This window comes from Acinetobacter cumulans (assembly GCF_003024525.3).
In the GTDB taxonomy this organism is placed as follows: Bacteria; Pseudomonadota; Gammaproteobacteria; order Pseudomonadales; family Moraxellaceae; genus Acinetobacter; species Acinetobacter cumulans.
Window position 1 is genome coordinate 2,169,037 of record NZ_CP035934.2, and the last position, 13,335, is coordinate 2,182,371.

Genomic DNA, 13,335 nt, shown 5'->3' on the forward strand with positions numbered 1-13,335 from the left:
ATACCCAATTATAGGGATAGCGCCATGCCAATATTCACGCTTTAATAGCTTACACAACAACAGCAATAATATAAAAAAATCAGTACACTTTAAAAGAGAAACATACAGCGCAAATTGGATCTATAAGTGTTTCACCAAAAAACGTTTTGGGGAGCGTTGAAACACTTATAGATCCAACCTATTTTCATCTCATACTGCAGTTTTATAGTCCAAATCTAGTTAATCAATTCGGTTATATTTTATCTTTTGTTAAAATATTTTTGTGCATAAAAAAAGCCTAGAGAAGGTCACTCTAGGCTTGGAAAACTTGTCATAGATTTAATGACTGGCAATTAGTAGAAGAATAACAGTAAAAATGCATTATGTGTATAACGCATTTGGGTATTGTTACCTTTTATTAGAGCTTTTTATCTAATTTATATTTATTCCTCACCAAATTTGACAACACAAGCTCAAATAACTTTCTTCACTTGTGTCATTTTAGCTTTCAATACGGTCATGGCGACGATCGATCAAGCTTAAATTACCTCGAATAATATCGCTTAGCATGCGCCAATCCGAAATAAAGCTGTACATAGGTTGCTTGAAACTGGCAGGCTTGTTGCGCTCAAATACAAAATGCCCTACCCATGCACATGCATAACCAGAAACCAGCCCATAAAGTACATACTTTGGACGTCTTTTAAGAATCGCTTTGGAGAAAAAATACAGTCCTATTGTACTGCCAGTGGCATGTAAACGACGACTGGTAATATTACGATGCTCAGTCAAATAAAAACGATAAAAATCTGAATATTTTCGAATGGGTAATTGAAATTCGGGCTCTTGCTCAAACTTGGGTTGTACCTGCGCATTCATTGCAACGTCCTGATTGTTTTCTTCCACCTTAGCTTAAATTTCAATCAATGAAAAGCCATTTCATGCTCGGCTTTCACTCTGAAATATTGCCTTTAGTTTTGATACAGGACATGAAGTTTTGTCCATACAAATTCAAAACAAATACGAAGTGATTTCGTGATCAAACAAAAAGATCAAGTCTTACTTTGCACTGATTTTTAGTTACAATCGAGCCTGAAAAATTGAAAACACATTCAATTTCAGGTGCTTTTTTAGGCAATCTGACATTGTAAACAGCCCTTTCCAAATCGGTTGTTTTTATTTAGGACATAATCATGGTTGAAGTTGAATTAAAATTTCAGATTCCAGAAGCACGACGCACAGCATTACTTAAAGCAATCGACCCAAAAAAATCAGAACAGATTCAACTTAAAGCCAAATATTTTGATACTGCCGATAAATTAATGGCACAACAACACGCAGCGATTCGCCAACGCTTAGAAGGAGATCGTTGGATACAAACGCTTAAAGCAGCTGGCAAAACCCATATTGAGCGCTTTGAACATAATCTTGATTTAGGTATACACGAAAATGCACCTGAGCTTGACTTGTCTGTTTATCAGCAACATACCGATGCCTTACAGGTACTAAAAAATGCGCTAGGCGATCAAGTTGATCAACTACAACTACAGTTTGAAACTGATATTCTGCGTACATGCCGTGTGATTCAATACGAAGATGCTGAAATTGAAGTTAGTCTAGATGTGGGCTGTATTCGTACTCAACATGCAGAAGAAATTGTGCATGAAGTCGAGTTTGAGTTAAAACAGGGTTCAATTCAGTCTTTACTGGCATTTTGCTTTGAATGGGTTAAAAAATATCAACTTTGGCTAGATGTTCGCAGTAAAGCTGAAATTGGAAATTTATTGGTTGCCTCGCAAGTGGTTAGCCCTGCGGTCGTTGCCAAAGACTTTGTACTAAGTAAAAAAGAACCTGCAAGCCAAAATTTAAAGACTTTAGTTGCACAGCAAATGCAACATTTACTGCCGAATATTGCGGCCATTTCTGCATCTGTTGCCACCCCTGAGCACATGCAAGAAGCTCGCACTGCCCTCAAACATTTACAATTAACCATTAGCTTATTTAAAGATTGGAACCCAGATGTTTCTGACAAATGGGGCTATCAATTAGAGGCTTTTAAGCAACAGTTTGACCAATTACAACACTTCGAACACATGCGCGATACGCTGGGTGCTTTTTTACAAAATCCAACGACTGCAGAGAATTTGGCCAAAGACATATTATATGCCAAAGAAAAACTCGGAAATTTGGTTAAATCGACCCTCAATGTGCATCATTATTTAGAACTGATGATGTTCAGCCTCAATGAAACCCAGCATGTACAAAGCCATGACTTAAAATGGTTTGCACACAACACATTGCAACAGCAATACAAGTTACTACAAGACAGTTTAAACCTTGCCGACATCACTGATTTTGAAAGCTTAGATGTGCTGGCTCGACATATTCAAGAGCTCAAATTTAGCTTCCCAATTTTAACCTCTATTTACGATGTAAAAAATCTACAGAAGTATGGTAAAGCACTGAATGATGCACAATTAGCAGCCCATGAATATCAGGTTTTATCTACATCTGCTCAATACATTCAACAAACTGAGCTAGAAGCCAGTGATTGGTTTGTACTCGGCTGGTTAACGGCGAAACAAGAAGTGTACGCACAGCGCCTACTGGAAGCGACTGAACAATTTTTAGTAAGTCGTAAATTGATTAAATAATTGAGCAAAATAACTTTGCCCTTTAATAAAAAGCAGACTGATGTCTGCTTTTTTATGCACTAAATGGATTGTCATGTAGTCCGCTAGATACGGCGTATTGAAACTGCATTGATCTGCTTAACGATTTTTCCCAAATACCTTCCATGTGTTGTTATCTGCCAATGCATCTGCATAACTATCACTACGCTGCTTACGGGGTTTATCGCGTGCATCCACCAACTTAAAATCAGGCTCTACACTCAACACAATACCATTCACATAGAAACGTGTTCGTGTGTAATCACTTTGCCCATGCTGAAAAACATACGTTCTTAAATCAATAAATTCGCGATGCGCAACCAGTACTGCCGTATCATCACTGTCTAACCAACGACGCATAGCCAAGACCTGCTCTGCCTCATATTGGCCACATTTTTCAATCAAACTCGCAATACCACGAAAGCTTTTAGATTCTTTGGCTCTGGTTTTATTAATTCGTATACGATCTACATGAAAATAAAACAGCGGTAGATTTAAATGACTGGGTAAATGAATGGCATCAATCAACTCATCCTCCATAAAAGGTTGAAACAGGTCTTGTGCTCTTTCAATGAGACCTGTCCATTGTTGATAGTATTCATCCACCTCTGCCTGAGTTCCATAATAAATTGGCAAGCCTTCTACATTGGCTAAATTTGCAGGTGGCCAAATGTTTTGACGTAATAAGGCAATATCACTTTTTAGACTTTGTACCGCTATGGCATCTTGCATAAAGCATCCATTTTATTGCTTAGGCTATTTTTAGATTAAGTCAAAGGTTTAGTTTCTGCAAGGCTTTGCCTATAATTAAGCTTTAAGATTTTAGATGTCAGGAAAAATTCATGGTTCAAAAGATTGATGCAACCGATGTAACCGAAGAAGAAGCGTTAAATGCGGCATTCTTTGAACGTGCAGATGAATTTATTAAACTCGCAAATGAATTTAGCCGTGTAGAAAAAGGCAGTGAAGAAAAACCTGCTGAAAAACGTGGCCAAATTAGTGCTGCTATGCTGTTTGGTACAGCGCGTTTTAATACGTGGGTGGCTGCCAACAACTTCAAAGATGGCAATGAAATGCGTGATGCCAAAGAGCAAGTGATGTCTTATGTATTACAGCAATTCCAAATGATGCTTGAAGACAACTACGACGAATATTGCGACCAGTTTGAAAACTACCTACGCTTCCGCCATAACGAAGAATTCCATGCCAATAAGCATAACCACGATCATAATCACTAAGTGATCGAATAAAGCTCCCCCTTGGGAGCTTTATTGTTTTTGTCACCGCCTCAAAGCTGTAAAAACACCCATTTGTCACTTTTTTATGATGTTTTGCTGTTTTATCGGCCCAGACCTTTTATATTAAAAATAGATTGCTGCAAACAAAGGACAGTCATGCATCAGCTCGGTTTTTCAATAATTGATGCCCACATTCATCAATGGGACCCGTATCACACGCCCCATGCAGCCAAAATGGCTGTTAAGCTTTTGGGTAAGCATCCCTATTTACTCGACAAAATGATCCGTCTTGTACAACCCGATGACCTGATTGAAACTGTTGGCCTAACTCAACACGTGACAGCACCTTATTTACCCAAAAACTATAAAGCTGATCTTGGCCACTATGATGTAGATAAAGTTGTGCATGTTGAAGCCAATTGGCATCATCAAAAAGGCAAAGCGGTGGTGGCTGAAACGGAATTTGTTTCAGCATTGGATTTTCAAGCCCAGCATTTGACCTTGGCTGGCATTGTAGGTACTGCAGATCCACATGATGCTAACTTTAAAAAAATTTTAAAACTACACCAAGCAGCATCACCGCTATTTCGTGGTATTCGTAAAATGGCGGCCTACCATGAAGACCCTAAAATTCATGCATGGACAGATGATCCGCATTTATATACCAATACAAAATTTATGAAGGGTTTTGAAGCCTTAGCTTCAATGAATTTAAGCTTTGATGCATGGGCATATTCCAGCCAACTACCTGACATTGTCCAATTGGCCAAAAGCTTTCCAGAAACATCTATTGTACTCGATCACTTTGGTACACCAGCAGGCCTTTTTGGCTCTGTGGGTTCACATACGGGATTAACCAAAACAGCGCGTGAAAATATTCTGTTCCATTGGCAAGAAGACATGGCTGAATTAGCAAGTTTGCCCAATGTTTACACCAAAATGTCTGGGCTATTTATGCCAATTTTGGGTCATCAATTTCATAAAGAAAAACGGCTGGCCAGCAAAACTGAAGTATTTGATTTGGCTTATCCTTTAATTAGTCATGTTTTACAATGCTTTGGCCCTTATCGGATCATGTTTGCCTCAAACTTCCCAATGGATAGCGTCAGTACCAGTTTGGTCAATATTATTGATGCTTTTAGCGATGCTATAGCCGTATCACATCCAGAGGCTTTAAGCCTCATATTTCGTGATAATGCCAAACAGTTCTATCGCCTGTAAAACCATAATTGAAGTTTAGTTTGTGCTGTAGTCATTCAGACTCCCAATCACACATAAAGCACATTAGCAGTAACAATAAAAAAGTGCCCTGAGGCGCTTTTTTATTGTTACTTTTTAGAAAATTAATCTTTCTTCAACGCTGAAGGTGGTTGATTAATGGTTTTACCATATTGGTCTGCCATTACCTCGACCAAGCCATCTAAATGAATATATTTTTGAATCACTGCATCAATATCTGCTTTGGTTAATTTTGCAATCGCCTGATCACGCTCTTCACGTTCAGCCAAAGTACGACCATGTTCCATCTGTGGAATAAGCATTGAATGAATACGGCGCTCATCTTCTAAAGCAGTGACACGCTTTTTCAGCATACTGGCTTTGGCCGCTTCAACTTCTTGTTCGGTCACACCTTTTGACAGCATTTCATTCAATACTTTATGTACTGCTTGAGACACTTGTGCCGACTTGCCCGCAGTATAGTTTGCCCCAATGCCCAAAGCACCTGAGTCTTTCCAACTACTGAAGTTTAAAGAGCTGTTAAAGCCATATACCAATGCATTCTTTTCACGTAGCTCTTGCGCTAAACGAGACGACAACTGCGAATCGCCTAAAATATGACGGAAGACTTGTAATGCTGGCATATCTACATGATATGAACCTACTGGAAAAGTCAATACTGCCTGATAACTACCAAATTCACGTTGCTCCGAAAGCACATGAACTTTTGTTGCATTTAATGCAGTATAGTCCGACTCCAAACGCTCAAAAGGTTCTTTGGTTGACCATTGCGAGAATTCTTTTTTCAGCAATTTTTGCATATTTTTAGCATCAAAATCACCAGTGACTGCAATATTAACGCGCTGTGTTTTAAAGAACTGTTGATACAGTTGCATTACCTGCTCGCGAGTGGCTGACTCATACTGCTTTTTAACCAAATCAGGTTCAAAGTGATAGCGTAAATCACCCGGTTGATACTTTTCTAACATTCGTGACAAGGTCATACCTACCACAGTATCCGGCTCTGTATATGGACGATCTAAACTTGAAATACTTTGTGATTTAATTAAATCAAACTGGCTTTGTTCAAATGTTGGCGCTTTCACCACCGCCATAAAGTATTTAAAAAATTCGTCAAATTTTTCTTTTTTGGCCGAAAGTTGCAAGCTTAGTCCATTCGAACTTGCACTCACTGAAGCACCACCACCACTTTCAATAATTTTATCCGTGATGTCTTGCAGGCTTTGCTCAGCCGATGCTCTAAATAGCAAGTATGCAGTCAGGTCTAATACCTCACCTTTATTCATCAGAGATTGCGCTGTACCAAAGTCCAAGGCAATCGTGGCATAGGTCTTATCATCACGTGTCTGTGTTGGGAACAGTGCGTATTGAATGCCATTTTTGAGTTTGCCACGTTGGATTTGTTGTTCTTTCGAAGTCAAATAACCTTTCGATTGTTCAACATATTGTTTTACCTCAGCCTGATAGGAAGCAACATCTTTTAAAGGCTCTTCCTTAGCTATAGTTGCATCTAAGGTTTGAGCATGCTCTGCCACTTTTTGTGTTTGTGCTTTTTTCTGATCTTCAGGCGTTGGTAAAATATTACCTACAATACGATTTTCAGGCACTAAAAATGCCTTATAGGTACGATTGACTTCGTCGACGGTCATTTTTTGCAAATCGTCTAAATCTTTAAAATATTTAGCCCAATTACCATCATAAGCCACATAATAATCACTAATACGTGTACCTATTGCCGATGCATTATTTTTAATGGAATCGGCCTGATTACGCGTCATCGCTTTTACCCGATTTAGCTCAGCATCATTAAATGCTTGAGTCTGTTCAACCCCTTTATTTAAAGTGGTTTGAACCTGTTGTGCATTTTGGTTTGGCGCATACACTGCACCCATGAACACCAAGTTAAAATCTCGGTCTAACCATGTACTTGACTGTACGGCGTTCGCAATTCCAGTTTCTACAACATCTTTATACAAATGGCCACTAGGTTGTAATGAATAAAGCACAGGAGATACAGATAAAGCTGTTGTAATCGCATCATCCGCGCCATTCAAATAAATATTGAATTTGGCTAAATCACTACCCTTTTGTACGCTAAATTCACGTTGTTTAATATCTTTACCACGAATGGTTGGCACTTTAGGTTGTGCAGGTACAGCTCGAGATGCAATTGGGCTAAATTGTGCATCAATTTGCTTCAATACTGCTTGTGCATCAAATTTACCAGACAGCACCATCACCGCGTTATTAGGCGCATACCAAGTACGATAAAATGAATTTAACTCTTGCATCTTGATCGATTGCAGTTCGTTTAAATCACCAATCGGCAAGCGTCCTAAATATTGATTGCCATAAGCTGATTTAAAAATTTGATCCATCAGCACAGAAAAAGGCTGATCTAGACGAATTTCACGTTCACGCTTCACAATGGCAATTTCTGAAGGGACATATTTTTCTTGTAAGACCAGCTTATCCATGCGCTCAGCTTCTAAATGAATAACTTCATTGAGTACGCTCTGCTCAGGACGAATTATATTGGTATATTTTGTTGAATAGTAATCTGTACTGGCATTGGTACCTAGAGTGTACTGATCTAAACGGCGATGAAACTCTTCACCTTTAATATTTTGCGTACCCTTAAATGCCAAATGTTCTAATAGATGCGCCAAACCACCTTTACCTTGCGGATCATTCAATGAGCCCGTACGGTAAATGGTATTCATAAATACTTTATTTTCTTTATCATTCGGGGCAAGAATAATTCGAAAACCGTTGTCTAATGTATATTCTTGAATGTTATTGTCTGTTTTGATTAAAACAGGTTGTGCGAGCACTGCGCTAGTTGAAGCCAACAAAAAAAGCGACAGCGTGAGTTGTTTTAAACGCATATTTATTTATAAACCTTCATGTAACATTCAATTATTCTATGTTGCAATTATAAGAGAATGATTCTCATTTTATAGTGAATTTTATGTTATTTATTAAATTATTTTGTCTTTTAAGCACTTATCTTCCTGTTTGTATGCAGTAGCATCATTAGTTTGGACACATATCAACCATTCAGAAATAAATACAGCACTTAAAAGACCCACACTAAAATGTATATAACAATTAAACTTGATCTACATTAATCTCAGCTTGCATATATAACTTTGCATAACCCGCAATTTCAATCCGATCATTGTCCAACAAGGTGCAATATAATGCCCCACCACGTGCAGAAGCTTGATATGCAAGTAACGAATTTTTCAACAGTTTCTCTGCCCACAGAGGCGCAATTGCAGTATGAATTGAACCCGTCACAGGGTCTTCATTAATGCCATTGGCTGGAGCAAAATAACGTGATACGCAGTCATATTGTTCACCCAATGAGGTAATCGCAACATCAGTTGGCGATTGTAATTCAGATGCCGTAATCGCCGTGCGTATCTTCCCTAAGGTTTTAAGCAATTCTAAGTTGGGCTGTTCATCGAGCACATCTTGTACACTTTCATACTCCACAATATAAGCTTGGGCATTTAAATACACATTTTTAAAAGGCTTAGTGAGCGCTTGGCGTAATTCATCTGGGTATTCAGTCACCAGACTGGCTTTGCGCTGTGGAAAATTCATTTTAATTTTGCCATCTGCTTCTTGTTCCACAATAAAAATACCCAAATTTTTAACGTGAAAATAAATCTTTTTGGCTGATGTATAGTCTTTAAACAAGACAAAACTACTGGCTAAAGTTGCATGGCCACAAAAATCAACTTCTGTTGTGGGTGTAAACCACCGAATTTCAAAGTTTTCTGCATCTATCGACTTAACAAATGCCGTTTCAGATAAGTTATTTTCCAATGCAATATTTTGCATAAGCTCATCGCCGAGCCATTCATCCAATACCAATACCGCAGCTGGATTTCCTTTAAATAACGCATCTGTAAACGCGTCCACTTGATACATTTTCATGGTTTAAATTCCAAATAAACTGTCTGTATTTTATGAGCTTTTATGCATTCATATTGCCTAATATGCTATATGTTATGTAACAACCCGCTAAATTTTCGTCATCTATTTCTATAAATTATGAATGAGCTTAATTTACACCCACATTTACTCCCTGTCCCTTTAGAAAAGGCCTATCGCTTACTCAATCACGGCCCAACAGTTTTGGTTTCTGCGCAAGATCAAACGCATACAGGAGTCATGACAGCGGCCTGTCCAGTCGAGTTTAAGCCTGCCAAAGTTAGTGTAGTGCTCGATAAAAGCACCATGACCCGAAGCATCATTGAAAATTCTGGCCACTTTGTGTTGCAAGTTCCCAATTTAAAACAGCTTAAAATGGTTTATGCGCTGGGTATGATGAGCCAACACGATGCGCCTGAAAAACTACGCCAATGTGGCGTCAATTTATTTCATTTTCCACATTCAACCCTGCCCGCTGTTGACGGTTGCTCGGCATGGTTATTATGCAAACTCATCCATGAACCGCACCATCAGCAACAACATGATTTGTTTATAGGTGAAGTGATTCATGCCTATGCAGATGAACGCATTTTTAGGGATGGCCATTGGTTATTTGATCAAGCTTCAGATGATTGGAAAAGCTTACATCATGTCGCTGGCGGTCATTTTTACACCATTGGTCAAGCCGTGTCAGTTGAATAACATAGTTTCGCAACACTTCTACAAATACAGCGCATATCTATGCTAGTGATTTGTTCATATGCAATGCTTTCACGTTGGAATCAACGCGAAAGCTCAACCATAATCTTTTAAGTTTAAAATTTAGCGCCCCAAAGGATTCGGGTGTTGTTGTAAATACGCCCGACCCAATGCTTCTGAGCCACGGTAGTTTAAATGGTTGTTGTCTTGATCACGGTATAACGCAACGCCCTGAATCGAAGCCGAACAATGACCGCTTTTACATAGTGCCACTTTTGGATCAATCACTTTGAGCTGTGGGTAGCGCTGTTGTAACTGTTGCAATATCTGAGCAAATTGCTGCATTGCAGGATCCTGTTGCAAAGCAAAATCACAGCTTACATGACGACCCAAAGCTTCTGCACGCACAGGGCAATTTGCATGCATTCGCCCTGTAAGCGTCGGTGTATCCAAAATAATCATCACCTCATTGGCCGATTTGAATAAAATAGGCATAGCTTCATTCAAACTATTAAACATCAGTTGCGCTGAGCTGGCTTGTGGCAAATTATTCAGTCGATAGGTACGTAAGTAATTTTCAAAATAGCCGGCTAAAACAATTTGATTAAAGTGATGTGTCTGCAAATAATCAATGAGTGCATCATTACGTGCTCTAAATTTCGTGTCTAGAGTGAATCCAGCTTTAGTTGGAATATATAAATCCACGTGAGGCAAAAAGATTGTGGTGTCCTGTGTTGCATCATAACCTCGTAAGCCCGCATCTTTAGCCCATACATCTAACATGCCTGTAAAATGATTGGCATGTGAGTCACCAATCAACATAAAATCAATCTGTGGCTTATCTACACCCAATATACACTTTTGTGTAGGCGCTAATTGGTTTGGTGCTAGGCCATTGTGGCAGATACCACGGATCTCATGCGCATAGCTAATCAAGCCATCCGAATGTTGTTGAACACTGGCTTCAAATCGGTTTGGAAAGCCATTTTCTATCTCAACTAAATGAGCACTTGCGGTAATGGTTAGCGCTGGAATTAAAAAGCCAATCAGGATAACTTTTGTACTTGATGTCCGACTAAAACGACGACAAGGCAGCTCAATCCAACGATAGCTCGCATAGGCCAACAGCACGGTACTCAATACAATCAGCACTTGATTGAGTACATTTAAACTTAATAAATAAATATTTAAAAATACGATGAGTGGCCAATGCCATAAATACATCGGATAAGAAATTTTGCCGATCCATGTACTCCATTTATGTACTAGCAAAGGATTTGCATGCGCTGTCTGTCCGCCTGCATAAACAATCAGTGCTGTTGCCATGCATGGAATAAGGGCCATTAAACCAGGAAAATGGGTGCTATGCCCCATGCAAACTGCCGACACTAAAATGGTGATCAAACCTAACCAAACTAAATAGCTTGCCCATTTGTCTTGCAATACATGTTTGGGTGAAAAACAAACCAATGCGCCAACCAACAGCTCAAACGCTCGAACTGGCATCGCAAAATAGGCTTTGGCGATATTCTGTTGCATTGCCATTTCAGCATTTATAATCAGTAATACAATCAGACTCAGGACAAGCACTGACATCCATTTTATAGGAACATGTTTGAGTAAAAACAATAAACACAAAGGCCAAAAAATATAAAACTGCTCTTCTACGCCTAAGGACCATAAGTGTAAAAGCGGAATTTGATCGGTGTTCTGACTAAAATAATCCCCCACTTCTTCACGCATAAACACATTGGCCATAAAGAAAATGGCGTAATTCAGACTTTTAAAATATTTTTCCAGTTCATGCGGTAACATCAGCATACAACTGATCAACGTCACTACCAGCAACATACTGAGCAACGCAGGTGCTAACCGTATAATACGTTTTTTATAAAAACTGCTGATACTAAACTGATGCTGTAGACTATCTTTGAGCAAAATAGCCGTAATTAAATACCCAGAAATCACAAAAAAGACATCAACCCCAATATATCCCCCCGAAAATAAAGACAGACCAATATGATTAAAAATCACTAAACTCACGGCTAATGCGCGTAGTCCGTCAATGTCTTCACGGTAGGAAATACTCATGTAATTTTACTGGTTATAAATGACTCGCTATTTTAGAACTATCGCCTCTACATTCAATGTGTATTGCAAAAAAAATTATGTATTTTTAGCGCAAATCCGCACACAAGTCGTTGCTAAAAACATGCTATGTTAAAGCATCTCTTTTATTCTTCGACCCGATAAATGACTTATAAAATTCACTGTATCGACGTTAAAAATCAATTACAAAACTATATATGGTTGCTTGAGCATCAAGACAGTGCAGAAGTTGTGGCTATAGACCCAACAGAAGCTCATTTGGTTGAAGAATACTGTCAATTACACCAACTTAAGTTGGCACAAATTTGGTTAACGCATTGGCATAAAGACCATATTGGCGGTGTGCCTGAACTGGTTGCAACGCGTTCGATTCCAGTATTTGGCCCACGCGAAGAATTGTCCAAAATTTCATTTATTTCTAATGCGCTCATGCATGAACAAGTTATTGAATTTCATGATTTGAAGATTGAAATTATTGCTGTTCCAGGGCATACCTTAGGTCATATTGTCTATTTTATCGATGCACTTGATGCGGTATTTTGTGGTGACACTTTATTTGCCATGGGGTGTGGTCGCGTATTTGAAGGCACGCATCAGCAAATGTTTCACTCATTATCACGTTTGGCCGCCCTACCACCCCGAACAGAAGTCTATTGCACACATGAATATACCCTTTCAAATGCGCAATTTGCTTTGCATGTCGAGCCAAACAATATAGCCATTCAACAGCGTGCCGAAGATGTACAACGCAAACGGATGCTTGGTGAATGCACACTGCCTAGCCGTATTGACATAGAGTTAGAAACTAATCCATTTTTAAGAGCAGAGAGTATTGAAGAATTTCAGCGTTTAAGGGAATTAAAAGATAACTTTTAAATAATGATTGTGAGCAATCATCTTCACCAGCTTTAACTTTACTTCAGTTGGGTCAAGCCCATCGACACAGCGTAATTTGAAAAAAATTCAGAGCACGCTGTGCTTGGTAAGTACTTATAAAATCTGATTGTTTTGTGTGTACAAGTCTAAGTCTGCTTGTGTCACTACGCGCATGGCATGCATTTCATCTACACGTACTAACAATAAACCGCTTAATGCAGGCTGGTAACGACGTGCACTGCCAAATGGCGTATAAGCAACAGTTGATTCAGTTGAAAATACCAGCCAATCTTCATGTCCTAACATAACCGCTACAGCTTGAAGGCCTTGCTGTTGCATCGCTTCAATCTGTGCTTTTACCTGACTTTCAATTGTGGCTGTACTCATTTCTGCTCTCATATACACATGGATCTAAATAGTAGTGAAGTATAATGGCTTCCCACTCAATCCATACAGTTTTGTATGGCTCAATGCTGAATAAAGTATCATTGCCTATACAACTATACTGGCCTACTTGGTTCCACCTAAATTGACATATCCGTTCCAAGCAATTAGTAAGGCGCATTTATCCTGCTAAG

At 39.0% G+C, this 13,335-nt stretch carries 11 protein-coding genes; 5 read left to right on the forward strand and 6 right to left on the reverse strand.

What is annotated here, in order from left to right; translation table 11 throughout:
• Window positions 1-480: 480 nt before the first annotated feature.
• Window positions 481-858: an Mpo1-like protein gene (locus C9E88_RS10310; RefSeq protein ID WP_106986622.1), complete on the reverse strand. Its 378-nt coding sequence runs from the start codon at window positions 856-858 to the stop codon at window positions 481-483.
• 314 nt (window positions 859-1,172) lie between these two features.
• Here C9E88_RS10310 and C9E88_RS10315 point away from each other — a divergent pair, with 314 nt between their 5' ends.
• Window positions 1,173-2,633, forward strand: coding sequence for a CYTH domain-containing protein (locus C9E88_RS10315; protein WP_106986623.1), 1,461 nt, complete (start codon window positions 1,173-1,175; stop codon window positions 2,631-2,633).
• Window positions 2,634-2,750: 117 nt separating this feature from the next.
• Here C9E88_RS10315 and C9E88_RS10320 read toward each other — a convergent pair whose 3' ends face one another.
• Window positions 2,751-3,383 (reverse strand): hypothetical protein, encoded by a 633-nt coding sequence (locus C9E88_RS10320; protein WP_106986624.1) that lies wholly within the window; start codon window positions 3,381-3,383, stop codon window positions 2,751-2,753.
• 110 nt (window positions 3,384-3,493) lie between these two features.
• Here C9E88_RS10320 and C9E88_RS10325 point away from each other — a divergent pair, with 110 nt between their 5' ends.
• Complete coding sequence (locus tag C9E88_RS10325) at window positions 3,494-3,889, forward strand: DUF3144 domain-containing protein (RefSeq protein WP_106986625.1); 396 nt, start codon at window positions 3,494-3,496, stop codon at window positions 3,887-3,889.
• Window positions 3,890-4,045: 156 nt separating this feature from the next.
• Window positions 4,046-5,110, forward strand: a complete 1,065-nt coding sequence (locus C9E88_RS10330) for an amidohydrolase family protein (protein ID WP_106986626.1) — start codon at window positions 4,046-4,048, stop codon at window positions 5,108-5,110.
• Window positions 5,111-5,232: 122 nt separating this feature from the next.
• Here C9E88_RS10330 and C9E88_RS10335 read toward each other — a convergent pair whose 3' ends face one another.
• Together C9E88_RS10335 and C9E88_RS10340 are read right to left on the reverse strand one after the other, a co-directional pair.
• The gene (locus C9E88_RS10335; RefSeq protein WP_106986627.1) at window positions 5,233-8,016 is read right to left on the reverse strand and encodes a M16 family metallopeptidase; all 2,784 of its coding nucleotides are present in this window, start codon (window positions 8,014-8,016) and stop codon (window positions 5,233-5,235) included.
• A 223-nt stretch (window positions 8,017-8,239) separates the two neighbouring features.
• Window positions 8,240-9,076: a PhzF family phenazine biosynthesis protein gene (locus tag C9E88_RS10340; protein WP_106986628.1), complete on the reverse strand. Its 837-nt coding sequence runs from the start codon at window positions 9,074-9,076 to the stop codon at window positions 8,240-8,242.
• Between the two features lie 117 nt (window positions 9,077-9,193).
• On the opposite strand from C9E88_RS10340, the gene C9E88_RS10345 reads away from it, so the two are divergent.
• Window positions 9,194-9,775: a flavin reductase family protein gene (locus C9E88_RS10345; RefSeq protein ID WP_106986629.1), complete on the forward strand. Its 582-nt coding sequence runs from the start codon at window positions 9,194-9,196 to the stop codon at window positions 9,773-9,775.
• Between the two features lie 120 nt (window positions 9,776-9,895).
• Here C9E88_RS10345 and C9E88_RS10350 read toward each other — a convergent pair whose 3' ends face one another.
• Window positions 9,896-11,863 carry an acyltransferase family protein gene (locus tag C9E88_RS10350; protein ID WP_106986630.1) on the reverse strand — a complete coding sequence of 656 codons (1,968 nt, stop codon included), beginning with the start codon at window positions 11,861-11,863 and terminating at the stop codon, window positions 9,896-9,898.
• Between the two features lie 162 nt (window positions 11,864-12,025).
• Here C9E88_RS10350 and gloB point away from each other — a divergent pair, with 162 nt between their 5' ends.
• Window positions 12,026-12,757, forward strand: coding sequence for a hydroxyacylglutathione hydrolase (gene gloB / locus C9E88_RS10355; RefSeq protein WP_106986631.1), 732 nt, complete (start codon window positions 12,026-12,028; stop codon window positions 12,755-12,757).
• Window positions 12,758-12,871: 114 nt separating this feature from the next.
• Here the strand turns inward: gloB and C9E88_RS10360 are convergent, their stop codons facing one another.
• Window positions 12,872-13,144 (reverse strand): hypothetical protein, encoded by a 273-nt coding sequence (locus tag C9E88_RS10360; RefSeq protein ID WP_106986632.1) that lies wholly within the window; start codon window positions 13,142-13,144, stop codon window positions 12,872-12,874.
• Window positions 13,145-13,335 lie beyond the last annotated feature (191 nt).

Excerpts from the sequence above, each read along its gene's own strand:
- C9E88_RS10310 (WP_106986622.1), bottom strand. The coding sequence starts at position 858 with ATGAATGCGCAGGTACAACCCAAGTTTGAGCAAGAGCCCGAATTTCAA.
- C9E88_RS10315 (WP_106986623.1), top strand. The coding sequence starts at position 1,173 with ATGGTTGAAGTTGAATTAAAATTTCAGATTCCAGAAGCACGACGCACA.
- C9E88_RS10320 (WP_106986624.1), bottom strand. The coding sequence starts at position 3,383 with ATGCAAGATGCCATAGCGGTACAAAGTCTAAAAAGTGATATTGCCTTA.
- C9E88_RS10325 (WP_106986625.1), top strand. The coding sequence starts at position 3,494 with ATGGTTCAAAAGATTGATGCAACCGATGTAACCGAAGAAGAAGCGTTA.
- C9E88_RS10330 (WP_106986626.1), top strand. The coding sequence starts at position 4,046 with ATGCATCAGCTCGGTTTTTCAATAATTGATGCCCACATTCATCAATGG.
- C9E88_RS10335 (WP_106986627.1), bottom strand. The coding sequence starts at position 8,016 with ATGCGTTTAAAACAACTCACGCTGTCGCTTTTTTTGTTGGCTTCAACT.
- C9E88_RS10340 (WP_106986628.1), bottom strand. The coding sequence starts at position 9,076 with ATGAAAATGTATCAAGTGGACGCGTTTACAGATGCGTTATTTAAAGGA.
- C9E88_RS10345 (WP_106986629.1), top strand. The coding sequence starts at position 9,194 with ATGAATGAGCTTAATTTACACCCACATTTACTCCCTGTCCCTTTAGAA.
- C9E88_RS10350 (WP_106986630.1), bottom strand. The coding sequence starts at position 11,863 with ATGAGTATTTCCTACCGTGAAGACATTGACGGACTACGCGCATTAGCC.
- gloB (WP_106986631.1), top strand. The coding sequence starts at position 12,026 with ATGACTTATAAAATTCACTGTATCGACGTTAAAAATCAATTACAAAAC.
- C9E88_RS10360 (WP_106986632.1), bottom strand. The coding sequence starts at position 13,144 with ATGAGTACAGCCACAATTGAAAGTCAGGTAAAAGCACAGATTGAAGCG.